We start from the raw sequence: 22,450 nt of genomic DNA, 5'->3' as shown, positions 1-22,450 counted from the left end.
CACGAAGGCCTCCTGGGTGTGCAGCGGTTTCTTAGACAGCTCCACTCCACACCGGGAGGCCTTCGTCATCCCGGAAATCTCACGCCGTGTCCTCACACGGCCTCAACCAATCTCCCTGGGCAGTACAACTAGGTGACAGCAAGCGTCCCATTGAGCCCCCGTAGCGACGTTTACTGTTACCCAGTTGGGTGGGGTTAGCCGCGGAACGCGCCGATGCCGGTGATGTGCTGGCCAAGGATCAGGGTGTGTACCTCGTCCGTGCCCTCATAGGTACGCACCGATTCCAGATTGTTCGCATGCCGCAGCGGAGAATAATCCAGCGTGACCCCGTTGCCGCCCAGGATGGTGCGGGCCTCCCGGGCAATCTTGATGGCTTCGCGGACATTGTTGAGCTTCCCCAGGGAGATCTGCTGAGGCTGAAGCCGTCCGGCGTCCTTCAACCGGCCCAGATGAAGGGCCAACAGAGTTCCCTTCTGGATTTCGACGAGCATATTGACCAGCTTCTCCTGCGTCAGCTGGTAGCCGGCAAGGGGACGGCCGAACTGGAATCGTTCACCCGCGTAGGCAAGGGCGGCCTCGTAGGAGTCGCGGGCGGCACCCATGGCACCCCAGGCGATTCCGTAGCGGGCCTCGTTCAGGCAGGAGAACGGCCCCTTCAGTCCGGTGGCACCCGGGAGGATGGCCTCGGGTGCCAGCTGCACGGCGTCGAACGTTACATCGCATTGGATCGACGCACGCATGGAGAGCTTCGGTTCAATAGGCGAGGCGGTGACGCCTTTGGCGTCGGACGGGACCAGGAAGCCACGGATTCCTTCCTCCGTCCGGGCCCACACCACCATGATGTCCGCGATCGATGCGAGGCCGATCCAGCGCTTGGCTCCGTCCAGCGTCCAGCCATCGCTGGTCCGGCGGGCCGTGGTGGTCATGGACGAAGGATCCGAGCCCGCCGATGGTTCGGTCAGCGCGAAGCAACCGATCAGCTCCCCGGCAGCCATCCGTGGCAGCCACTGCTCCTTCTGCGCCTCCGACCCCCAACGGTGGATGGCCGTCATGGCGAGTGAGCCCTGCACGGACACAAAGGTGCGGATACCGGAATCGCCGGCCTCCAGTTCCATGGCGGCCAGGCCATATTCGACGGCGGTCCGGCCGGGACAGCCGTAACCCTCCAGATGCATGCCGAGGACCCCAAGTTCACCCAACTCCGGAACGGTCTCCCGTGGGAACACTGCGTCCTCGTACCAGCGGGAGATGTTCGGACGGATCCGCTGGGTGGTGTAATCACGGACCTTGTCGCGAAGGGCAAGTTCGGGGTCCGAAAGCAAGGAATCCAGGGCCAGGACATCGGAGGTGTTCGTCGTTGAATCGCTCATTCCAGCATCCTAGGGCCTCCCAGGAACTGCCAGTGCGCCACGCTGTCCGGTGCTCCCTGGCGGCACTTCAGTAGTATGGGTTGCGGGGGCGGCATATTTCCCCCTTGCGACTTGGCTAACTTGGGGGATTCTTTATGGCACTGCCTGACGTCGATTTCAGGGCCAAGGCGGACGCCTCGCAGGCCCGCACAAGCGCAACACCGTCTCCGCTTCTGCCGCGGTTGCTGCTTTGCTTGCTGCCTGTAGCCCTGTTGGTACTGCCCACCTGGTTGCTCCTCTCGGACTGGGCCAAGCAAGGCCTGGACTTCAGCGTCTACTGGTTTGGTGGCAGCATCCTGAATCAGGCAGGTTCCTCGCCGTCGGACCTCTACGGCCCCAGCGTTGCCTCGGCCGGTGGACCCCAGCTGCCTTTCACGTACCCACCCTTTGCCGCCCTGGTTTTCGGGCTGTTGGCGCGCTTGCCGCAGGCCACCGCACTCATGCTGTTCAACGTTGCCGGTGTGGCCCTTGCCGGCTGGGTGGCCGTCACGATCATCCGCTACTGGTCCTCCAAACCGAACCTGCGCGCGGCCTTGTCCTCCGTCAGAAGCTACTGGATTGCTGCGGCGCTGTTCCTGGCGATCGTGTTCCTGGGACCGTGGCGTGAAACCCTGGCTTTCGGTCAGATCAACATCCTGCTCATGGGCCTGATGGTGGCGGATCTGCTCGGTGGCCTGTCCAAGCGCCGGGGTTTCCGGGGGAGCGGGTTCCTGGTTGGTGTTGCGGCGGGTATTAAGCTGACGCCGCTGGTGTTTGGCCTGTATTTCCTGATGCGCAAGGATTGGCGGGGGCTCGCGAACATGGCCGCGGGCTTCGCCTCCACTGTGCTGCTGGGCTGGTTGTTGCGTCCCGCGGAGTCCCTGGAGTTCTGGTTGGAAATCCTGCCCGACACTTCCCGCATTGGCGGGGCCGGTTACGTGGACAACCTTTCCATCAAGGGCGCACTGCTTCACTTCGGCGTTCCGCAGGATGCAGTGACGCTGCCTTGGCTCGCGCTAAGCCTGGGAACGCTGGTTCTGGCTGCGTTGCTGATCAGGACAGCCAGCGCACAGGGCGCACGCGTGGTAGCCATTTCGACGACGGCACTTGCCATGCTGCTCATCAGCCCGGTTTCCTGGTCCCACCACTGGGTCTGGATGGCTGTGGTTCTTCCGGCCGTTGCCTGGACCATCAAGGACACGCCGGCGAGGTTCAAGGCCCAGCGCCGGATAATGTCGGCGGTTCTTGCAGCCTCCACCGTGGTGTTCTTCTTCTCGCCCAAGACCATCGGAACCGTGCTGGGCGCGGCGGACCTGAACGTCCAGACGCCCGGACTTTGGATCATGGCTTCGAGCGCCGGCGTTTTCTGCGCCGTTGCCATCCTGCTGTGCTGGCTGGCAGCCTTGCGCCGGAACGCGGTCCGCACGGACGAGGTGCCGGATGTTCCCACCCGCTTGCGTCACTGGGCTGCGGCGCGCCGCTGAGCGCAGGCTACTCGGCCCGGCGCTGAGCGCAGGTTACTCGCCGCGGACCACGCCGGCGTCGGCCCGGTCGCCGGTGAAGTAACCACGGGTGGAAGGGGCAAAGCGGCACACAATCGCCAGGACCACGCCCAATGCCAGCAGCAGCACGCCGCTGACAAAAGCTCCGCCGATCCCGAAGATCTGGCTATCCCCGTACGCCGGGTCCCACATCTGCACCGCGGAGATGAAGAACGCCGCGGTCAGGGACAAAGCCCCCAGGAGTGGCAGGATCCCGCGGAACCAGAGGTTGCGGGCGGATTCCCGGAGCGTTGCGCGGAAGTACCAGACGCAGGAGAACCCGGTCAGCGCGTAGTAGAAGGCGATGAACAAGCTGATGGCACTGATGGAGTCGGAGAGCAGGTTCTCGCTGAGGAAGCTCATGGCCACGTAGTAGACCACCGCCACCGCGCCCATCACCTGGGTGGAGTAGCCCGGAGTCATGAAACGCTCGTGAACCTTGCCGAAACGCGCAGGAAGAGCCCCGTGCACGCCCATGGACAGCGTGCCGCGCGCAGTGGGGAGGATGGTGGTCTGGGTGGAGGAGAGGACCGAGGCCAGGACGGCCACCACAATCAGCCAGCCCCACGGACCAAGGACAACATCCTTCATGGCCAGGAACACGTCGTCCTGGTTTGCTTCGTTGCCGAGGCCGATTCCGTCGGTTCCGATCGTCGCGTACATCATCACCAGCAGGGCCACTGATACGTAGATTGCCACCAGCACTGAGGCGGAGATCACGGCGCCGCGGCCGGGGGTCTTGGCCGGATTCTCGGTTTCTTCGTTGAGCGCAAGGCAGGTGTCCCAGCCCCAGTAGATGAACAAGGCCAACAGCGCGCCATGCACCACGGCACCCGGATCGGCAAAAGCACCTGCCGGGTTGAACCACTCAATGTCGAAGGGTTGGCCTTCCGGCGCACCACCGGCTATCCGGAAAACGATCGCCACCGCAAAAATACCCAGCGAGATGTATTGGATGTACGTCAGGGTTCGTTGGACGTGTTCACCCAGCCTGATGCCGCGGTGGTTCACGTATGTCATGAACACGATGAACAGCACGCCCGTGGCGGTCACCAGCCACTTGTTCTCCGCCAGGGAGCCGTCCCCCACGAGCAACCAAAGATACTTCCCGGCGATCTGGGCAAGGTTCGCCAGCACCACGATCCCGGCCAGGGCCACTCCCCAGCCTCCCAGCCACCCGGCCCACGGCCCGAACGCCTTGCGTGCCCAGAAGAACGTTGTTCCGCAGTCCGGCATGGCGCTGTTGAGTTCACGGAAGGCGTAGGCAATGAACAGGACGGGAATGAACCCGAGGACCAGAATCAGGGGCGTGTAGTTGCCGTTGACCGCAACAATCAGTCCCAGCGTTGCGGCCAGCGAATAGACGGGCGCGGTGGAGGCCAGTCCCAGCATGACGGAGTCGCCAAGGTCCAGGATTCCGGCGTGGAGGCCTTTGGAAGGTATGACGGCGGGTCGGTCGCCGCCCGCTGGGCCGCCGCCCGGCGTCGAGGTTTCAGTGCTCATAATGCAGCTCCATAAGGATTGGCAGGGGGCGCAATGGGCGCAGGGGCGTCGATGGTGTTGGGAACGAAGCGGCAGAAATAGTCCGTGATCGGTCCATCCGACTCCCGGATGCCGCACCCCACCGACTCGCCGTCCACCACCCACAGCCCCAGGACGGGGTGGTTTCCGTCGAAGTCGGGGAGTGGGTGGTACTGCTGGTAGCACCAGCCTTCGCGGCCATAACCGCCCGGCTGGGAGATGTCGATCCCGGGGGCGTGGATACGGATGTTGTCGCCTTCGCGTCCGTGCAGGGGCTTGGCCACCCATTCCTTCAGCGGCCCGGGGTCCCCGAGGTAGGCGGGCAACAGGTTTTCGTGGTTCGGGTAGAGGTGCCACAGTGCAGCCAGGAGGGCCTTGTTGGACAACAGCATTTTCCAGGCCGGCTCCACCCAGCGCGGGTTGTGGGCACGCTGCAAAAGACGGTGCCCGAAAGGCTCCTTCATCATCAATTCCCACGGATACAGCTTGAACATGGTGTTGATCATGAAGTTGTCCAGGTCCACGAACCGGTTCAGGTTCGGGTCCCAGCCGATGTCCGACATGTTGATCCCAATGGTGGTCCAGCCACCTTGGCTGGCTACGTCCCGCATGTAGGCCGCCGTCATCCAGTCCTCGCCGGATTCTTCGGCTTCGGAGTGGGCAACGTGCAACGTGCTCATTCCGGTGCGGAACTGCAGCTTCTTCCATTGCCGGATCAAGGCCTCATGGATGCCGTTCCATTGGTCCTTCTCCGGGAAGACGTCCTGCAGCCAGAACCACTGCGCCACCGCGGCCTCGATCAGCCCGGTGGGGGTATCGGCGTTGTACTCCAGCATTTTGGCCGGACCGCCTTCGCCGTCATAGATGAAGTCGAAGCGGCCGTAGATGTCCATGTCCGCGGCCTGCAACGACTCTGCGGCAAGCTCCAGCGCCTGGCGCCCGATGCCGATGTCGCCCATGGCGCCGGTGGCAAGGTATTTCGCCGCTTCCAAGCACATGAGGTGCATGTCTTCGGCGGTCTTCTCGAGCGTTTCCACCTCGTCCATGCTGAACTCGTAGTACGCCGATTCGTTCCAGTATTCGATTTTCCGGCCATCGGGCATGGTTGTGGTGGAGAAAACCAGGCCCTGTTCTTCGATCTTTTGCTTCCAGTCCGGCCTGGGCACGGAGGGGAATCGACGCACGCCTAGCCTCCTGAGCTTCCGCCGCTTTTGGAACTGCTGCCGAAGCCGCCGCGGCTGACTGTGCCGCCCTTGGTGCTGTATCCCGTGGAGGACTTGGCTCCCTGCGGCACAGTCTTCGTGGCGCTTGGGTAAGCGCTGCGGTTCTGGCCGACGGCGGGCACGCTGGCACCGCGCGAATAGAAGTACCAGGCGTAGACTCCGGAGGTCCGGCCGGCCGAGCTGCTGTTGTTGCACTGGTCGTCGTCCACGCGCTCGCCGGTTTCTTCGTTGAAACAGACCTGGGCGTAGTCGGCCTCTTGCTCGTTGGAGGCCACGATTGCCGTGATGGTTCCAGCCAGCAGGGCCGTCACGCCCAGGCCCACCACGATGGTGCGTCGCTGCGAGCGCTTCTTTTTCTTCGCAGCCGCGGCTGCGTCACGTTCGCGTTCGCGTTCGAACGGGTCCACCACGGGGAGGGGCTGCCCCGGGTCGGTTGGTTCGGCTGTGGCGGCACCGGAGGTTGCGCCAGCGGATGCCTTCTTGTTCTTGGCCGGCTTCTTGTCCTCCACAGGGCTGTCTTTGACCGGCGTGAACAACTCAGGATGGAGTTCTGGCTTGGGCACCTGCCAAGGAGGCGGCTTGGGCGGGTTTTTGCCCGCACTCAGGCCGTCGTTGTTGTCCCCGCCGCTGCCTGTGCTGCCGGCCGCGTCAGGGCTGTCTTTCGGGTCCATTTGTATCCCCCTGGATAGACCGTGGTGGGTCCGGCGCCACGCCGGACCGGAATGCTCAGAGCAAGCCTAGTCCTTGCGCCCTCTGGAGGCACTCGTTACGCGGGCATGTGGGGAGAACTGCCCACCATGGGAACCGTGTAAGGATGTAGCCATGGCGGCAAGTGAGGCTCAGGGCAACGGCGAGGACGGCGCGCTCCTGAAGTTTCCGACTGTCCGCGGTATTGGCCGTGGGCGGGTGACGGCAGGGCTGGTCCTGGCGCTCTTGTTGCCTCCCGCGGTGGAACTGGGCGTGACAGTCCTTGGTTTCCGCAACTTTGCCATGATCATGCTTCTCCAACTGGCCGTAGCTGTGGCCGTGGCTGCCATCGGAGGCCTGTGGCCCGCCGTGGTCGCTGCTGTACTGGGAAGCTTCCTCCTGAATTATTTCTCGGCCGATCCCGTCGGCTCGTTGTCCATCGCGGACCCCACCACTTTGTTCACCCTGGTGGTGTTCCTGGCGGTCGCCTGCGGGGTGGCCCTGGCTGTGGGCCTGGCCAGCCGGAGGGCGCAGGAAGCGGCAAGGTCAGGGGCGGAAGCCACGGCCCTGAGCGAACTCGCCCTCCGGATCCTCAGTTCCGATGGAAGCCTGGAGACGTTCCTTGAGAAGGTCCGCGCCAACCTGGGCATGGACGCAGTGACGCTCCTTGGCTCCACCGGCGCAGGGACCGCTGTTCGCGGTGCTCCGCCTGAATGGCGGGTCCTGGCCACCGCCGGCCCCAATCCGCCGGTGACGCACGCCGCCGCCGACCATGCCGCCGTCGTCGATTCGCATTACACGCTGCTGCTTCGCGGCGGTCCCTTGTCGCCACATCATCAGCGGATGCTGGTGGCGTTCGGCGCGTTCGTGGTGGCAGTGAGGGAGCGGCAGCAGTTGGTGAAGAGCAGGCGCGACAACCTTCGGCTTTCCGAGGGCAACAAGATGCGCACGTCCATTCTTCGGGCGGTTTCCCATGACTTGAGGACGCCGTTGGCGGGAATCAAGCTGGCGGTCAGCAGCCTCCGCCAGGAAGACGTGACCTTTCCTCCGGACGTTGAGCGGGAGCTGTTGGAGACCATCGAAGATTACGCAGACCGGCTGGATCACTTGGTGGACAACCTTCTGGACATGTCCCGCATTACGGCCGACGCCGTGAATCCGCTGTTGAGCGGCATGCTCTGGGCGGACGTGCTGCCGGATGCGTTGAGGGGTGTGCCGTCCGAGCGGCTGCGCAACGAACTGCCGCCCAACCTGCCCCCGGTGCAGGCGGATGCGGGGATGCTTGAACGCGTGGTGGCCAACATCGTTGAGAATGCCATGAAGTACGCCCCGGACTCTGACGTGGTGCTGACCGCCAGGGCAGGTGAAGGCATCACCTTGGGGGAGCGGCCCGCCAGCGAGCTGCGGATCGCGGACCATGGCAAGGGCGTGGGCCACGAGGAGGTCCTGACCATGTTCCAACCGTTCCAGCGTTTCGGTGATTCGTCGGCTTCAATGGCAGGAACCGGGGCAGGCGGAGGTGTTGGTTTGGGCCTTGCGGTGGCGAAGGGATTCAGCGAGGCCATGGGCGGCAAGCTTGCAGCGGAGCCGACGCCGGGCGGCGGCTTGACCATGGTGGTCACCCTGCCGCTGTGGACCGGTGACCCGCGATGACGCTGGTGCTGATTGTCGAGGACGAGGCCCGCATTGCCCGGGCCATGCAGGTGACCCTTCAAGCCCACGGTTACCAGGCGATGACGGTGGGCAACGGTGCGGACGCTCTGAGCGCGGCGGCCAAGCAGCCGGTCAACATCGTGGTGCTGGACCTTGGATTGCCGGACATTGACGGGGTCGAGATCATCCGCCGCATCCGCGGCTGGAGCAGCATGCCCATTATCGTCTTGTCGGCCAGGCATGCTTCCGAGGACAAAGTGGAAGCGCTCGACGCCGGTGCGGACGACTACGTGACCAAGCCTTTCGGTTTGGATGAGCTTCTTGCGCGGTTGCGGGTGGCTTCCCGCCGCGTGGTGGCTGGCGGTGAGGAGCCCACGCTGGCGACCGCGGACTTCATGGTGGACCTGGCGGGCAAGAGGATCGTGAAGGACGGGGCAGAGGTCCGGTTGACCCCCACCGAATGGAACATCCTTGAGCTGTTGGTCCGGAACAAGGGCAAGCTGGTAAGCCAGCAGCAGATCCTCACCCAGGTCTGGGGGCAGGCCTACGCCAAGGAAACCCAGTATCTGCGGGTTTACATTGCCCAACTGAGGCGGAAGCTGGAGCGGGATCCAGCCGAGCCGCGCCATCTGCATACGGAAGCGGGGATGGGCTACCGTTTTGATCCTTAGCCCGGGCCGCGGTGATCCGTAGACTGTAGTCCATGAACACTGCCTCCCTGCTTGCCGTCTGCCGTGTCCACCAGTTGCTGCCCGATCCTGGCAGCGTGGGCGTCACAGCCATTGACAAGCGTTCCGTCGAGGGCCCGGTCAAAGTCCATAAACTTGGGATCCACGGCGATGTGCAGGCAAGCCGGATGGATCATGGTGGGGAAGACCAAGCGGTGTACGCGTACTCGCAGTCGGATGCCGATTACTGGTCCGGCGAGCTGCAACGCGAGATCCCGGCAGGGCTCTTCGGGGAGAACCTGCGCGTGGCGGGTATTGAGACCACGGGCGCGGTCATCGGGGAACGGTGGAAGATCGGCCTGGATGTGGAACTGGAAGTTACGTCCCCGCGCGTTCCGTGTGCAACGTTCCAGCGGGTGCTCGGGGAGCCGCAGTGGGTGAAGCGCTTCACGCAGGCCGGCCGTGTTGGCACCTATCTCCGGGTGATCAAGACGGGCACCATCTCCGCGGGAGACCATATCCACCGCACGTTCGTTCCTAAGCACGGCATTACCGTGGGCCAGTGGTTCAGCGAGCCCACCCCGGAATTGGTACAGATTCTGCTGGACGCAGAGGCTGACGGAGAGATCCGCCTGCAGGATGAGTACCACTCCAGGTTTGAAAAGCTCCTCCGGCGCAACGGGCTCCAGGAGTCCTGACCACTCCTTCAAAGGCGTGTGTGAACAAGCTCACCCGGGCTTCCCGGGGTCTTAACTCGCGGTGGGGCCGCCCCGTGCCCTACACTTGAAATATCCCCCACTCCGGAAATCCCTTTATCCTGCCCAATTCTTGAGGCAGGACTGGTAAGTGTTGGGGCCCGCAAATGTGTGCGGGCATTTTCATAGGGAGAGCCGGCTAAAGAAAACGCTGTACAGACTGCTGGGATAGCAGCCAAGAGATGCAGCGGGAAGTCCTGCCATGGGATTGCGATAGCGCCGGACTTCTTGCGAAAGCAGGGCACCTTGCCTGTTTCCGCGACGAGTAATGCGGCCAAGCCCAACCGGGCCGCGCCGACTGCCCTATGGATGAGGAATTTCCCCCTATGACCGAAAATCTCAACGAAAACTTCGACGCCCAGAACGCTGAGTCTGCTGAAGCAGCCGCTCCCGCCGAAGCTGAAGCACCGGCTGCTGCCGCTGCCCCCGTCGAGACTGCCGCAGCTGAGTCTGCAGCCCCCGCCTTCACCGAAGCTCCTGCCGCCAAGGCAGATGACGATGAAGAAGAAGGCGTCCGCTTCGTCGATCTTGGTATCGATGGCCGCGTTCTGGCCGCCCTGCAGGACGTCGGCTACGAGAAGCCGTCCCCCATCCAGGCAGCCACCATCCCCCTCCTGCTTGAAGGCCGCGACGTCGTAGGCCTTGCCCAGACCGGTACCGGCAAGACCGCAGCCTTCGCTGTTCCTGCCCTGTCCCGCCTGGCTGAACTCCACGACCTCAACGGCCCGTCCCGCAAGACCCAGGCACTGGTCCTGGCTCCCACGCGTGAACTGGCCCTCCAGGTTGCCGAGGCCTTCACTTCCTACGCCAAGCACATTGACGAGTTCACCGTTCTCCCGGTGTACGGTGGCTCGGCTTACGGTCCCCAGCTGGCCGGCCTTCGCCGCGGTGCCCAGGTTGTTGTCGGTACCCCGGGCCGTGTGATCGACCACATCGCCAAGGGCTCACTGGACCTCTCCGAGCTCCAGTACCTTGTTCTTGACGAAGCTGACGAGATGCTGCGCATGGGCTTTGCCGATGACGTGGAGCAGATCTTCCAGCAGACTCCTGAGAGCCGCCAGGTTGCCCTGTTCTCTGCCACCATGCCGGGCCAGATCCGCCGCATGTCCAAGCAGTACTTGAACAACCCTGCCGAAATTTCCGTGAAGTCCAAGACCACCACGGGTGCGAACACCAAGCAGCGTTACCTCCAGGTCATGGGCCCGCACAAGCTGGACGCCCTGACCCGCATCCTTGAGGTTGAAGAATTCGACGGCGTTATCGCCTTCGTGCGCACCAAGATGGCTACCGAGGACCTGGCAGACAAGCTGAAGTCCCGTGGTTTCCAGGCTGCCGCCATCAACGGCGACATCCCGCAGCAGCAGCGCGAACGCACTGTTGACGCGCTGAAGGAAGGCCGCATCGACATCCTGGTCGCCACCGACGTCGCGGCCCGTGGCCTTGACGTTGAGCGCATCAGCCACGTCATCAACTACGACATCCCCCACGACACCGAGTCCTACGTGCACCGCATTGGCCGCACGGGCCGTGCGGGTCGTTCCGGCGACGCCATCCTGTTCATGACGCCGCGTGAGAAGTACCTGCTGCGTTCCATCGAGAAGGCAACCCGCCAGCCCGTGGAGCAGATGCACCTTCCGACGGCCGAGACCGTCAACACGCTCCGCTTGGGCAAGTTCGCCGAGCGCATCACCGAGACCCTCGCGTCCGAGGATGTTGCAGCATTCCGCGACCTCATCGCTTCCTACGAGGAAGAGCACAACGTTCCGGCCTCGGAGATCGCTGCTGCCCTTGCCGTCATGGCACAGGGCGGACAGCCGCTGCTGGTCAAGGAACTGCCTGCGGCTCCCGAATACCAGAAGCGCGAGCGCTCCAAGGACGGCTTCGGTTCCCGCGGCCCGACCCGTGCTCTCACCGAGGGCAACGCCACCTACAGGATCGCCGTCGGACGCCGCCAGCGCGTCATGCCGGGCTCCATCGTGGGTGCCATTGCCAACGAAGGTGGCATCTCCTCCGCACAGATCGGTGGCATCGACATCCGCTCGGACCACTCCCTGGTGGAGCTCCCGGCAGACCTTAGCCCCGAGCAGCTGCGTGCACTGTCCCGCACCCGTATCGGTGGCGAGCTGATCCACCTTGAGCTGGACAACGGACGCAGGCCCAACAGCGAGCGTGGCGGCTACTCCGGTGGCGGCCGCGGTGGCTACGGTGACCGTGAAAACCGCGGTGGTGGCAACTTCAAGGGCAACGGTGGCTTCAAGAAGGAGTTCCGCAAGTCCGACGGCGAGCGTTCTTCCGCTGACCGTGGTGGCCGTTCCTACAGCGACCGCACTGAGCGCACCTCAGGCAGCTACGGCGACCGCGACCGCGGCCAGGCCAGCGGCTCACGCTTCGGTGGCCACGGCGACGGTGCCCGCAAGCCCCGCACCGGCGGCGAAGGCAGCAACCGCGACTTCAACCGCAAGGGCAAGTGGTAAACACACTGCCAAGTGGTAAACACTAGGTAGTTCCCGTCAGGGGGTCGGCTTTCGAGCCGGCCCCCTGACGCGTTTAACGGGCCTGATGTAATTCCGGCAAAGCCGTCAGATTCTAGGCTGGTATTTCACCGATCCATTCCAAGCCGGGAAACTCGGAATTAAGGCCCCGTAACGGTTCAGTATCCACTGTCCTTCCGTGGGCTGTTGGTTCGATGAGCTCACTAACTACAATGCTTCGGACTACTTCGCGAGGAAGCCCAGGGAACTCGTTGAGGTCGGCGACGCGGTAAGCTCTCGCGCTGAGGTGCTTCTCCCAGTCTTCGTAAACCAGAACAAGCACATCGGGGGCGAGTGGTCTTACAGCCCGATAGCGTATGGTTCCGAGGGACCGAGAAGAAGTATCGGAGAAACCGCGGGCAAAGGCTTTCATCCACACGTCGAGTTTCGCCCAGTCGTTCACTGGTTCTTCCTCCGGGTTGGGCAAGACTATTTGGTAGCTGACAAGTCGGCTTGCTGGATCTTCTTCTGCTGCTTGGCGAGATCGGACCGGTCGACCGTTGAACCAACTGCAAGGGGCTCATAGCTGATGTAAAGGGAGCTGGGGCTCTCGTACCATGTAGTGGCAGTCACAGGTGAATCGTGATGCAGAACACAAGTGTTCGGCAATCAGCGAGCTTCCCAGGCGAACAGCTCCGACAGGGCCGGGCAAAAAATCAGGCACTGCACCGCCTGGTAGGTTCACGAAGGGCCCCTTGCGACGTTGTTGGAAAACGCCCGGGTATTTCGAGCAGAACCGGGTTACGTCGGCAACGGCCGCGCCGTACTATCACGTCATGGGATTGCTGGATAACGTGAAGAAGAATTTGGGCTTCGGCGAGAGGGGCCATGCGGAAGCTGCTCCGGTGGAACGTCAGGCCGACCAGACTGCCGTGAGCCAGGCCGCGGAGGACGCTGCCGCCGTCGAGGTTTCCGCAGCTGATACCTCCGCCGCCGAAGCCGCGGCAGCCCAAGCCGCCCGGCAGCAGGCAGTAGCGGACGCCGCAGCCGCCGAGGAAGCCGCGCAGGAGGGCCTGGAACCCGATGCCCCGGAAGTCCGGCCACAGGCTCAGGAGGCGGCCGTGGAGGCCGCAGCAACAGCCGGGCAGCCGGGACCGGTGGCTCCGCGCGTGACCGAGGTTGTAGTGGAGCAGGGGGACACCATGAGTGGGATAGCCGCGCAGTTCGGTGTGGACCTCGGCGCCTTGATTGCCACCAACGCCGATACCGTGCCCAACCCTGATCGGATCTACCCGGGACAGGTGTTGCGCTTGCCCTGAAACGGCCGTATCAGGATCAGGAAAAAGTCGTCTTCGCAAATTGTGTCGGCGCCGTTTTTCCGCGTCGATTCGCCGATTTGTAGCTTCTCAAAACGTCCGGTAGAGTATTTACTCGTTGCCCCCCTAGCTCAGTGGTAGAGCGCGTTCTTGGTAAGAACGAGGTCACCGGATCGATTCCGGTGGGGGGCTCTGGATGAGGGCCTGTGTCAAGGCGGTTTTGACCGGCTTGACACAGGTTTTTCTCATTCGTGGCGGTGTAGCTCAGTTGGTTAGAGCGCACGACTCATAATCGTGAGGTCGGGAGATCGAGCCTCCCCACCGCTACAGTGCAAGACCCCGCAGATGTTATCTGCGGGGTTTTTTGTTTTGTGGGACAGAATGGACCCATGAGCCGAATCGCGATTATTGGTGGCCACGGCAAAGTGGCCCTGCATCTGTCCCGGATTCTCAGTGATGAAGGTCACGACGTCACCTCGTACATCCGGAATCCAGACCATGTGGCAGATGTCACTGCCACCGGCGCCTCTGCCGAGGTGCTTGACGTCGAGAATTCGACGACGGCGGAACTCGCCCAGGCGTTCAAGGGTCACGATGCCGTGGTCTGGTCCGCCGGGGCCGGCGGGGGCAATCCGGCCAGGACCTACGCCGTGGACCGTGACGCCGCCATTCGTTCCATGGATGCCGCAGCGGAGGCCGGCGTGCGGCGTTATGTCATGGTGTCCTACATCGGTGCGTCCAAGGATCACGGTGTTCCCAGCGACAACCCCTTCTTCGCCTACGCGGAGGCCAAGGCCGCGGCCGATGAGTACCTCCGTGGCACGGACCTTGACTGGACCGTTCTTGGCCCCGGCACCCTGACCAATGAACCTGCCACCGGCCTGATCGAACTGCACCCGGAGGATCCGGGCAACGGCACGCAGACTTCCCGGGCCAATGTCGCCCTGGTGACCGCCGCCGTCCTTGAATTGCCCGTGACCATCGGGAAGACCATTCCCTTCAAGGATGGAACCGAGGACGTGGTGGATGCCCTGACCAAGGAGTAAGGGCCAGCGCTCCACGGGCCGCGCCGTACTGGCTGTGCCCCGGGATATGTTGGTAGGGAACTTTTCCGGTTTTGCCTGGAAAGGGGCCAAACACCAACTGGGGAAGCAGGAACATGGATCAGCTGGCGCTCATAGTGGGGTTGCTGCTTGCAACAGTGATAGCCGTTGGTCTGGGGGACCGGCTCCGGCTTCCGTATCCGGTACTCATGCTGCTCTTGGCAGTTGCGCTCACGTTCATCCCGGGCTTCCCCGAATTTGAGATCTCACCGGAACTGATCCTGCCGATCTTCCTTCCACCGTTGCTGTTCGCTACCGCCCAGAAGAGCTCCTGGGCGGTCTTCCGGGTCCGCTGGCGGACGTTGCTGCTGATGGCGGTGGCCCTGGTTGTGGTGTCCACGGCCGCGGTGGCCGGCGCTGCCTGGTTGATGATTCCGGGCATCGGAATTCCTGCCGCGATCGCCCTGGGGGCCATGGTGGCGCCGCCGGACCCTGTGGCGGTTGAGTCCGTGGCCGGCCGGGTGCATATGCCCCGGCGGCTCATCACGGTCCTTCAAAGTGAAGGCCTCTTCAACGACGCCGCGGCCATCGTGATCTTCCAGGCCGCTGTGGCAGCCACCCTGTCCGGCAAGGAAGTGGGCCCGGAAGTCATCCCCCAGTTCGTGTTGGGCGCTGCCTTGGCCGTTGTGATCGGCATCGGGATGGGCTTGCTGACCAGGTTCATCACCAAACTGGTGACCTCCATGGTGGCCCGCAGCGCCGTAACCCTGGTGGTTCCTTTTGCGGCCTACATCCTCGCCGAAGAGCTGCACGCATCAGGCGTGGTGGCCGTCGTCGTCACCGCCCTGGAACTGCAGCGCCACGCCCGTCCCCAGGATGCGGCCGAGCGCGTCACGCGAACCGCGTTCTGGGACGTGGTGGAGTTGCTTGCCACGGGCCTGGCCTTCGGCCTGGTGGGCCTTGAAATCCGCCAGGTCATCCGCGACGAGGGAACAGCCATCTTCGGCATGATCGGGATGGCCGTGGTGATCTGCGTCCTGGTTTTCGCCGTGCGGTACCTCTGGCTTGGGCTGCTTGCCTTGACCGCACGACGGCGCCGCAACCTTCTGCAGCCCACCTCACCCAAAGAGGTACTCATCCTGACGTGGTGCGGAATGCGCGGGCTGGCGACGTTGGCCCTTGCCCTGGCATTGCCGGTGACCTTGCCCGACGGCAGCGACTTCCCGGCCCGGCACGAAATCCTGGTGATCGCCTGCGCCGTGCTCCTTGCCACCTTGGTTCTGCCGGGGCTTACCCTGCCATGGCTGATGCGGGTGCTGGACGCGACGGAAGACGGTTCCCATGAGCAGGACGCGGCAAAGGAGCTGGCCAAGCGTGCCCAGTCCGCTGCAGTCACCGCGCTCAAAGAGCACGACCTCATGAAGGAATTGCCGCCAGAGAAGGTAGCGCTGATCAAGGACAAGATGCGCCGCCTGCATGCCGAGCTTTTGGATGGCACTTTGCGCAACGAAACAGCTTCCGAAAAGCGTAAGCGCGGACGCGAACTTTCCATTGCCGTGCAGACCATTGCCCTTGATGCTGCCCGGCAGGAAGTGGTGGCGGCCCGTAACGAGCTGGGGACTGATCCTGAAGTTGCGGACAGGGTGCTGCGCCAGTTGGACCTGCGCACCATGTCCATGCCGGACTAGGGTCCATGCCGGACTAAGGTCCATGCCGGACCAGGCTCGAGCCGGGAGCAGACTCTAGGCCGGCTTAGCTGCCGGCTTCGGCAACGATGCCGGGTAGAGATCCAGCGCGTGCTCCTCGACGTAGTCCAAGGCGTGGCGGATGGCGCCCAGGGACACGATGCCGTCTCCCAACGTTGATGCCTGCAGGCGCGGGGGAGTGAAAGTGAAGTCAGGCAGCTGGCGTTCAATGGCAGGGAGCAGTGCTTGGGCGGACGTTGCGACGCCACCGGCAATCACCACCAGCTCCGGGTTGACCAAGGTACTGATCGAGCCGATGGCCCGCGCCATGCGGTGTGAAACGCGGTCCAAGGCATCACCAGCGGCGGGATCACCAGCCTGGGCTGCGTTGAACACCATCTCGGCCGTAAGGCTGGCGGGATCGCCGTTGCAGAGTTCCCGCAGCGTGGTCGCGGCGGGTTTGTCCAGTGCTTCCCGACCGCACAGCACGGCGTAGTGTCCTATGCCGTAGGTGTCCCCCACGCCGTCGACATTTTCGAGGAATCCGAGTTCGCCGAAGCCACCCAGCTGTCCGTGGAGCAGACGGCCGGATTCCATGATGCCGGAGCCCAGCCGGTCGCCGGCGAGCATGACCACGAGGTTGTCTACGCCTTTGGCGGTGCCCAGCCAGCGTTCCGCCAAGGCCGCGAGATTGGCGTCATTTTCCAGGAGCACGTGCCAACCATGGCGCTCAGAGACCATTGCGCGGACATCGAAGGACTGCCAGAACTCCTGGACCGTGAGGACTTCGCCGTCGCGGCTGACAGGAGCCGCCACCCCAACCGACACCGCCAGAACAGAGTCAGCGGAGACGCCTGCCTTTTTCAAGGCTTCCGCGGCGATCCGGTCCAGGACATCGGCCCGCTCATCGGCGGGGACGTTGAAAGTCCGGAATGACGTGGTCACCTGGGACAACGGCGACCCGGCCATGTCGGCAACAATTGCCGTGATTTTGTTGGCGCCGATGTCGATGCCGATCACGCTGGCCGCGGCGTCGTCGAAAACGAAGCGGCGCGCGGGCCTGCCTTTGACGTAGTCTCCGCCGCCGCGCTGGTTCTCGAGTTCCTGGAGCCAGCCGAGCCTGACGAGTTCATCGCAAATGGAGATGACCGTGGCACGCGAGAGTCCGGTGGAGGCCATGAGTTCGGTGCCGGTAACGATCCCTGCACCGCGCATGGCCTTGAGCAAGGCACCGGCGTTGACCCTGCGCACCAGCTGTGTCGACGGAGCAGTACCAGTCAGCATCCACGCTCCTCCTGCCATTCCAATCCGTCTCCCGGGACGGGAGAGTGGTCGCTCTAAATTTAGTTCATAAATTTAGAGCCCGAAACATTTAGTCGATGGTTTGACGTTGTGGCGCGGATCACCCAGTATTAGCGATAGGTAATAAATTTACCTCCTATCTAAATCATCCGCGATGCCGGCTTCTGCCTGTTCGCGATGGCCTGCGGCCACCGGGGTCCGCACGACGAAAGGACTACGTGTCTGTGAAAATGACACGCACCAAACGCATAGGGGCCATGGGCCTGGGGCTGGCTTTGCTTGCTGGACTGCTTTCCGGTTGCTCCGGGGACACCGGCAAGGAAACCATCCGCTTCACGTTCAGCAAGCGGGAGGCCATCGGTTTCATGACCAAGCTCGTCGCCGACTACAACGCCTCACAGAACAAGACGGAAGTTGTCCTCGATACGTCCGGAGTCGACGTCGTGTCCGCGAGTTTCGTCCGTGGCAATCCGCCGGACATCGCGCTTGCCAACTACAACATGGAGACCTCGCGCTTCGTCCAGCGGGGTGCACTGAGCGACCTGTCCGGAACGCATGCAGCCTCCCTCATCCGTGAGGACCTCAAACCGCTCATGGAACAGTACGGCTCGTATCCGGACCGGACCAGTGCCCTGCCTTACTCGGTGATGGCGTCCTCCGTGATCTACAACAAGGAAGTCTTCGCTGCGAACAACATCGAGGTCCCCAAGACCTGGAGCGAGTTGGTCGCTGCGTGCGAGAAGCTGAAAGCGGCCGGGGTGACGCCGTTCCAAGCCACGTGGAAGGACGATTGGACCATCGCCCAGGGCTGGTTCGACTACTCCGTGGGCGGCCAGGTGGACACCCTCGACTTCTTCAAGAAGCTGGCCGAGGAAGGCACGGACGTAGGACCGGACTCGTCGGCGTCGTTCCAGAAGGACTTTGACCAGCCGGTAGCCAAGATGCTGACCCTCGCCAGGAACTACGTGAACAAGGATGCTGCCAGCCGGGCTTACGGCGACGGCAACCTGGCGTTCTCCCAAGGCAAGGCCGCCATGTATCTTCAAGGTCCGTGGGCCTTCAGCGAGGTGGCCAAGACTGCGCCTGACCTCCAGCTCGGAACCTTCCCGTTGCCCATGACGGATAACCCGGAGGACCTCAAGGTCCGGGTCAACGTTGACCTTGCCGCCTGGATCCCGGAAGGGTCCAAGCACAAGGACGCCGCACAGGACTTCCTCGAGTACTTGTACCGGCCGGAAATTATCGAAGGCTACAACAAGTCCCAGCTGGGGTTCACTCCCACCAAGGATGCCCCGGTGACCCCGGACCCCCGGATCGCGGGCATGGCCGGGTATTACGAGCAAGGCAAGGTCTACCAGGGACCATCGGTGCTGGTGCCCAAGACCATCCCGATCATGAACTACACGCAGGCGGTTGTGTTCGGCGCCGATCCTGCCTCCACCCTCCGCACACTCGACGCCGATTGGGCACGGCTGGCGTTCCGCCAGTAAGACGACGCCAGCAGCAAATAAGGGAGCCAGTCACATGTCCATCTCCACACGGGCCATCTCCGCCACCCGCGGCAACGGCGCGCGCCATAACGGCACGCGCCGCACCGGGCGGCGGGTCGAACCCATCTACTACCTCTTCCTCCTGCCCAGCCTTGTCCTGTTCACGCTGGCCATCACCATCCCGGGAATCATCGGGATCTTCTTCAGCTTCACGGATTCCATTGGGATCGGTGACTGGGAGTTCACAGGCTTTACCAACTACATCGCGATCTTCAGTGACCCCGCGATCCTGCAGAGCTACCTGTTCACGTTCGGGTTCTCCATTGTCACCGTGATCGTGGTCAACGTGATCGCGTTCCTGCTGGCTGTCGGGCTCACCTCGCGCATCCGCATGAAGACGGCGCTGCGCACCATCTTCGTTATCCCTATGGTGGTTTCGGGCATCATCATCGCGTACGTCTTCAACTTCCTGTTTTCCAATTCGCTTCCGACGGCGGGGGCTGCTGCGGGTATTCCATGGTTGGAAACCAGCCTGCTCGCCAACCCGGACCTCGCGTGGGTTGCCATCGTCCTGGTGACCGCCTGGCAGGCTGTGCCGGGGTCGCTGCTCATCTACATCGCCGGCCTTGTTGCAGTGCCGGGGGATGTCTATGAGGCAGCAGACCTCGACGGCGCGAGCAAACTCCAGCAACTGCTCAAAATCACGTTCCCCTTGGTGGCCGGCTACGTGGTGATCAACGTCATTCTCGGGTTCAAGGGCTTCCTCAATGCCTACGACATCATTGTGGGCCTCACCAACGGCGGCCCCGGCACATCAACCCGAAGCATCGCAATGACCGTCATCACCGGCTTCAACGGTGGAGACTACGCCTACCAGATGGCCAACGCGACGATCTTCTTCGTTGTCGCGATCCTCATTTCCCTCTTGCAGCTTTCTGCCACCCGCGGACGGAGCGCACTCTGATGCCCGAACAAACCACCCTCCCAACCGATGCCCGGCAAGCAGCCCCGGCTGCCGCCGTCGGACTTTCCCGTCCCGTGCCAATAGCGAAGCAAGAGCGGATCAACTGGTCCGGAACAACCATCCTGGTTCTTTGCGCGGTCACGGTGCTTCTTCCCCTCTATGTCACGGTCTCCATGGCGTTCAAGACCCAGGGGCAGGCTGTGGACGGCAATGCTTTCTCGCTGCCGGCCCCGTTCAGCGTGGACGGGTTTGTGCAGGCCTGGACCCTGACGAACTTCCCGGTGGGCGCAGCGATGTCGTTGTTGGTCACGGCGGGTACCGTTGTTGCCACGATCGTCCTGGCCGCCTTCGCTTCCTACGCGATCGTGCGCAATTGGGAGCGCCGCCTGTTCCGATTCTCGTTCTTCTACCTGCTGGCAGCGATGTTCATCCCGTTCCCGGTGGTCGCGCTGCCGCAGATCCAGCTCACCGGTCGGCTGGGCCTGGACAACCCCATGGGCGTGATCCTGCTGGCAACCATGTTCCAGCTGAGCTTCAGCGTTCTGCTGTTCACCGCGTTCCTCCGCTCCATCCCCTTGGAACTTGAAGAAAGCGCCAGGATCGACGGCGCCACTACCTGGCAGACCTTCTGGAAGCTGATCTTCCCGCTGCTGGCCCCCATGAGTGCGACGGTAGGAATCTTCGCATTCCTCTACGCCTGGAACGACTTCATGATGCCGTCGCTGATTATTTCCGATCCGGCGCTGCAGACCCTTCCCGTACGGCAAAGCCTGTTCCAGACTCAATTCAGCAACAACTACCACGTGTCCTTCGCGTCCTACCTCATGGCAATGGCGCCGGCCATCGTCGCCTACCTGTTTACGCAGCGTTGGGTCATGGCAGGCGTTACCCAGGGCGCGGTCAAGGGCTAAGGCTCCCATTCCGCCGTCGGCCGGGCTGGAAGGCCCGCCTTCACTCACCCCCGAGGAGACTTTCATGGCATCAGAATCCGTCATCGCACCAGCCGCGTCCTGGTGGCGGCAGGCTGCGGTGTACCAGATCTACCCCCGCTCGTTCGCCGACGCCAACGGTGACGGCATCGGCGACCTCCGCGGGATCATCTCGCGGGTGCCCTACCTGGCCGGTCTTGGCGTGGACGCGGTGTGGCTCAGCCCGTTCTACCCGTCTGCCCTTGCCGACGGCGGCTACGACGTGGCTGACTATCGCGATGTTGATCCGCGGATCGGCACCCTGGATGAGTTCGACCAGCTGGTGGCCGTCCTGCACGAAGCGGGTATCCGCGTCATCGTCGACATCGTGCCCAACCACTCCTCAAATGACCACGCCTGGTTCCGGGAGGCCCTGGCGGCACCGAAGGGATCGGCGGCACGGGAGCGCTACATCTTCCGTGACGGTCTGGGCGCCAACGGCGAACTCCCACCCGCTGACTGGCAAGCGGCCTTCGGCGGCCCGGCCTGGGAGCCCGTGGGTGATGGGCAGTGGTACCTGCACACCTTCGCGAAGGAGCAGCCGGACTTCAACTGGGACAACCGCGAGGTCCGTGACGACTTCCTGAGGACGCTCCGGTTCTGGTCGGACCGGGGCGTGGACGGCTTCCGCGTGGACGTAGCGAACCTTTTGGTGAAGGATCTTCCCGAGGTGCTGCCCAGCCGCGCCGAGCTGGAAAGCATGGACCGCGATTCCGGAAAGCACCCGCTGATGGACCGCGATGAGGTGCACGAGGTCTACGCCGAGTGGCGTGCGGTGTTCAACGAATACAGCCCGCCCCGTACAGCGGTGGCCGAGGCCTGGGTGGATTCGCCCGTCCGGCGTGCGAAATACGCCGCACCCACCAGCCTTGGCCAGGCGTTCAACTTCGATCTCCTGACCGCAGACTTCGACCCCGCCCAGTTCCGCCGCATCGTCACGGATAACCTCGCCCAGTCCGCGGCCACTGGCTCCTCGTCCACGTGGGTCCTCTCCAACCACGACGTCACACGGCACGCCACGCGCTACGGACTGCCGCCGCTGGATGGCCGGAAGGGCGTGAAGCAAGGCGTCGAATGGATGCTCGACGGCGCGCCCTCCGACGGCGTCAACCTCGCCTTGGGACTCGCACGGGCCCGCGCCGCCACACTGTTCCTGCTTGCCCTGCCCGGCAGCGCCTACCTTTACCAAGGCGAGGAGCTGGGCCTCCACGAGGTTGGCGACATCCCGGCCGAGCACCGGCAGGATCCGGCGTACCACCGTTCCGTTGGCCAGCCGGACTGGACCTACGATGGCCTGGGCCGCGATGGATGCCGCGTGCCCTTGCCGTGGTCTGCCACGGGATCGTCGTTCGGCTTCGGCCCTGACGGTGCGCACCTGCCCCAGCCCGGGTGGTTCGGGGACGTCTCTGTCGAGTCCCAGGACGCCGCCCCCGGCTCCACCCTGAACCTCTACCGCGAGGCGCTGCGCCTGCGCCGCGAACTGCAGGCCGGTGAGAGCTTGGAATGGGACAACGTGCGCTCGCAGGATGACGTGCTCGCCTTCGCCCGGCCGGGCGGATGGGTCAGCATCACCAACTTCGGTGACGCCCCGGCGACGCTGCCCGCAGGAGAGGTCCTCCTCAGCAGTGCGCCCCTTGAACAGGGACTGCTTCCCGGTAATTCGACGGCCTGGCTGCGCGCCGAGGCCCCCTGACGGGTGATCTTTGCCGCGGAGCCCAGGCTGTTGACCTTCTGCTTCAGGCGTCAGATACTGGTCCGGGACCTAAATTTAGATT

At 63.5% G+C, this 22,450-nt stretch carries 18 protein-coding genes and 2 tRNA genes; 14 read left to right on the top strand and 6 right to left on the bottom strand.

The genetic code is table 11. The features are described from left to right. Nucleotides 1–194 precede the first annotated feature (194 nt). Nucleotides 195–1,370, bottom strand: a complete 1,176-nt coding sequence (locus PJL15_RS08810; protein WP_281450769.1) for an acyl-CoA dehydrogenase family protein — start codon at nt 1,368–1,370, stop codon at nt 195–197. Nucleotides 1,371–1,504: 134 nt separating this feature from the next. Between PJL15_RS08810 and PJL15_RS08805 the strand changes: the two genes are divergently transcribed. Further along, nucleotides 1,505–2,872: a glycosyltransferase 87 family protein gene (locus PJL15_RS08805; protein WP_281450768.1), complete on the top strand. Its 1,368-nt coding sequence runs from the start codon at nt 1,505–1,507 to the stop codon at nt 2,870–2,872. Nucleotides 2,873–2,905: 33 nt separating this feature from the next. On the opposite strand, the gene PJL15_RS08800 is transcribed toward PJL15_RS08805, so the two are convergent. Genes PJL15_RS08800 through PJL15_RS08790 form a run of 3 tightly spaced genes read right to left on the bottom strand, consistent with a single transcriptional unit; the run spans nt 2,906 to nt 6,344 of the window. After that, nucleotides 2,906–4,432, bottom strand: coding sequence for an APC family permease (locus PJL15_RS08800; RefSeq protein ID WP_281450767.1), 1,527 nt, complete (start codon nt 4,430–4,432; stop codon nt 2,906–2,908). Next, entirely contained in the window at nt 4,429–5,634 is a 1,206-nt protein-coding gene (locus PJL15_RS08795) for a glutathionylspermidine synthase family protein (protein ID WP_281450766.1), read from the bottom strand. The genes PJL15_RS08800 and PJL15_RS08795 overlap by 4 nt, the downstream gene beginning before the upstream one ends. A gap of 2 nt (nt 5,635–5,636) precedes the next feature. Further along, a complete protein-coding gene (locus tag PJL15_RS08790) occupies nt 5,637–6,344 on the bottom strand; it encodes a Tat pathway signal protein (protein WP_281450765.1) in 708 nt (235 codons plus the stop codon). Between the two features lie 151 nt (nt 6,345–6,495). On the opposite strand from PJL15_RS08790, the gene PJL15_RS08785 reads away from it, so the two are divergent. The 4 genes from PJL15_RS08785 to PJL15_RS08770 all read left to right on the top strand — a co-directional run bounded on the left by PJL15_RS08785 (nt 6,496) and on the right by PJL15_RS08770 (nt 11,910). Next, a complete protein-coding gene (locus tag PJL15_RS08785; RefSeq protein ID WP_281450764.1) occupies nt 6,496–8,013 on the top strand; it encodes a sensor histidine kinase in 1,518 nt (505 codons plus the stop codon). Beyond that, nucleotides 8,010–8,684 (top strand): response regulator, encoded by a 675-nt coding sequence (locus tag PJL15_RS08780; RefSeq protein ID WP_281450763.1) that lies wholly within the window; start codon nt 8,010–8,012, stop codon nt 8,682–8,684. Before PJL15_RS08785 ends, PJL15_RS08780 begins: the two co-directional genes overlap by 4 nt. Before the next feature lie 32 nt (nt 8,685–8,716). Continuing rightward, nucleotides 8,717–9,379, top strand: coding sequence for an MOSC domain-containing protein (locus PJL15_RS08775; RefSeq protein ID WP_281450762.1), 663 nt, complete (start codon nt 8,717–8,719; stop codon nt 9,377–9,379). 383 nt (nt 9,380–9,762) lie between these two features. Further along, nucleotides 9,763–11,910 (top strand): DEAD/DEAH box helicase, encoded by a 2,148-nt coding sequence (locus PJL15_RS08770; RefSeq protein ID WP_281450761.1) that lies wholly within the window; start codon nt 9,763–9,765, stop codon nt 11,908–11,910. Between the two features lie 486 nt (nt 11,911–12,396). Here the strand turns inward: PJL15_RS08770 and PJL15_RS08765 are convergent, their stop codons facing one another. After that, the gene (locus PJL15_RS08765) at nt 12,397–12,540 is read right to left on the bottom strand and encodes a hypothetical protein (RefSeq protein WP_281450760.1); all 144 of its coding nucleotides are present in this window, start codon (nt 12,538–12,540) and stop codon (nt 12,397–12,399) included. Nucleotides 12,541–12,743: 203 nt separating this feature from the next. Here PJL15_RS08765 and PJL15_RS08760 point away from each other — a divergent pair, with 203 nt between their 5' ends. The 5 genes from PJL15_RS08760 to PJL15_RS08740 all read left to right on the top strand — a co-directional run bounded on the left by PJL15_RS08760 (nt 12,744) and on the right by PJL15_RS08740 (nt 15,954). Further along, nucleotides 12,744–13,226 (top strand): LysM peptidoglycan-binding domain-containing protein, encoded by a 483-nt coding sequence (locus tag PJL15_RS08760; protein WP_281450759.1) that lies wholly within the window; start codon nt 12,744–12,746, stop codon nt 13,224–13,226. A 117-nt stretch (nt 13,227–13,343) separates the two neighbouring features. Beyond that, nucleotides 13,344–13,415: transfer RNA gene (locus tag PJL15_RS08755), tRNA-Thr, on the top strand. 61 nt (nt 13,416–13,476) lie between these two features. After that, nucleotides 13,477–13,550 (top strand) — tRNA-Met (locus tag PJL15_RS08750). 62 nt (nt 13,551–13,612) lie between these two features. After that, the gene (locus PJL15_RS08745; protein WP_281450758.1) at nt 13,613–14,269 is read left to right on the top strand and encodes an SDR family oxidoreductase; all 657 of its coding nucleotides are present in this window, start codon (nt 13,613–13,615) and stop codon (nt 14,267–14,269) included. A gap of 113 nt (nt 14,270–14,382) precedes the next feature. Then, a complete protein-coding gene (locus tag PJL15_RS08740) occupies nt 14,383–15,954 on the top strand; it encodes a Na+/H+ antiporter (RefSeq protein ID WP_281450757.1) in 1,572 nt (523 codons plus the stop codon). A 54-nt stretch (nt 15,955–16,008) separates the two neighbouring features. Here the strand turns inward: PJL15_RS08740 and PJL15_RS08735 are convergent, their stop codons facing one another. Continuing rightward, nucleotides 16,009–17,235 (bottom strand): ROK family protein, encoded by a 1,227-nt coding sequence (locus PJL15_RS08735; protein WP_281450756.1) that lies wholly within the window; start codon nt 17,233–17,235, stop codon nt 16,009–16,011. Nucleotides 17,236–17,483: 248 nt separating this feature from the next. Here PJL15_RS08735 and PJL15_RS08730 point away from each other — a divergent pair, with 248 nt between their 5' ends. The 4 genes from PJL15_RS08730 (at nt 17,484) to PJL15_RS08715 (ending at nt 22,368) form a co-directional block, all read left to right on the top strand. Then, nucleotides 17,484–18,743: an ABC transporter substrate-binding protein gene (locus tag PJL15_RS08730; protein ID WP_281450755.1), complete on the top strand. Its 1,260-nt coding sequence runs from the start codon at nt 17,484–17,486 to the stop codon at nt 18,741–18,743. Nucleotides 18,744–18,777: 34 nt separating this feature from the next. Continuing rightward, nucleotides 18,778–19,707 (top strand): carbohydrate ABC transporter permease, encoded by a 930-nt coding sequence (locus PJL15_RS08725; RefSeq protein ID WP_281450754.1) that lies wholly within the window; start codon nt 18,778–18,780, stop codon nt 19,705–19,707. Further along, the gene (locus tag PJL15_RS08720; protein WP_281450753.1) at nt 19,707–20,618 is read left to right on the top strand and encodes a carbohydrate ABC transporter permease; all 912 of its coding nucleotides are present in this window, start codon (nt 19,707–19,709) and stop codon (nt 20,616–20,618) included. The genes PJL15_RS08725 and PJL15_RS08720 overlap by 1 nt, the downstream gene beginning before the upstream one ends. Before the next feature lie 64 nt (nt 20,619–20,682). Next, the gene (locus PJL15_RS08715; RefSeq protein WP_281450752.1) at nt 20,683–22,368 is read left to right on the top strand and encodes a glycoside hydrolase family 13 protein; all 1,686 of its coding nucleotides are present in this window, start codon (nt 20,683–20,685) and stop codon (nt 22,366–22,368) included. Nucleotides 22,369–22,450: the final 82 nt, after the last annotated feature.

It is taken from the genome of Paenarthrobacter nitroguajacolicus (assembly GCF_029952445.1).
Classification (GTDB): domain Bacteria; phylum Actinomycetota; class Actinomycetes; order Actinomycetales; family Micrococcaceae; genus Arthrobacter; species Arthrobacter nitroguajacolicus_B.
The sequence above is the reverse complement of the archived record's forward strand: the minus strand, read 5'-3'. Positions and strand labels throughout refer to the sequence as shown.

What these genes read in the sequence shown, in the direction of transcription:
- PJL15_RS08810 (WP_281450769.1), bottom strand. Translation starts at nt 1,370, where the DNA reads ATGAGCGATTCAACGACGAACACCTCCGATGTCCTGGCCCTGGATTCC.
- PJL15_RS08805 (WP_281450768.1), top strand. Translation starts at nt 1,505, where the DNA reads ATGGCACTGCCTGACGTCGATTTCAGGGCCAAGGCGGACGCCTCGCAG.
- PJL15_RS08800 (WP_281450767.1), bottom strand. Translation starts at nt 4,432, where the DNA reads ATGAGCACTGAAACCTCGACGCCGGGCGGCGGCCCAGCGGGCGGCGAC.
- PJL15_RS08790 (WP_281450765.1), bottom strand. Translation starts at nt 6,344, where the DNA reads ATGGACCCGAAAGACAGCCCTGACGCGGCCGGCAGCACAGGCAGCGGC.
- PJL15_RS08785 (WP_281450764.1), top strand. Translation starts at nt 6,496, where the DNA reads ATGGCGGCAAGTGAGGCTCAGGGCAACGGCGAGGACGGCGCGCTCCTG.
- PJL15_RS08780 (WP_281450763.1), top strand. Translation starts at nt 8,010, where the DNA reads ATGACGCTGGTGCTGATTGTCGAGGACGAGGCCCGCATTGCCCGGGCC.
- PJL15_RS08775 (WP_281450762.1), top strand. Translation starts at nt 8,717, where the DNA reads ATGAACACTGCCTCCCTGCTTGCCGTCTGCCGTGTCCACCAGTTGCTG.
- PJL15_RS08770 (WP_281450761.1), top strand. Translation starts at nt 9,763, where the DNA reads ATGACCGAAAATCTCAACGAAAACTTCGACGCCCAGAACGCTGAGTCT.
- PJL15_RS08760 (WP_281450759.1), top strand. Translation starts at nt 12,744, where the DNA reads ATGGGATTGCTGGATAACGTGAAGAAGAATTTGGGCTTCGGCGAGAGG.
- PJL15_RS08745 (WP_281450758.1), top strand. Translation starts at nt 13,613, where the DNA reads ATGAGCCGAATCGCGATTATTGGTGGCCACGGCAAAGTGGCCCTGCAT.
- PJL15_RS08740 (WP_281450757.1), top strand. Translation starts at nt 14,383, where the DNA reads ATGGATCAGCTGGCGCTCATAGTGGGGTTGCTGCTTGCAACAGTGATA.
- PJL15_RS08735 (WP_281450756.1), bottom strand. Translation starts at nt 17,235, where the DNA reads ATGCTGACTGGTACTGCTCCGTCGACACAGCTGGTGCGCAGGGTCAAC.
- PJL15_RS08730 (WP_281450755.1), top strand. Translation starts at nt 17,484, where the DNA reads ATGACACGCACCAAACGCATAGGGGCCATGGGCCTGGGGCTGGCTTTG.
- PJL15_RS08725 (WP_281450754.1), top strand. Translation starts at nt 18,778, where the DNA reads ATGTCCATCTCCACACGGGCCATCTCCGCCACCCGCGGCAACGGCGCG.
- PJL15_RS08720 (WP_281450753.1), top strand. Translation starts at nt 19,707, where the DNA reads ATGCCCGAACAAACCACCCTCCCAACCGATGCCCGGCAAGCAGCCCCG.
- PJL15_RS08715 (WP_281450752.1), top strand. Translation starts at nt 20,683, where the DNA reads ATGGCATCAGAATCCGTCATCGCACCAGCCGCGTCCTGGTGGCGGCAG.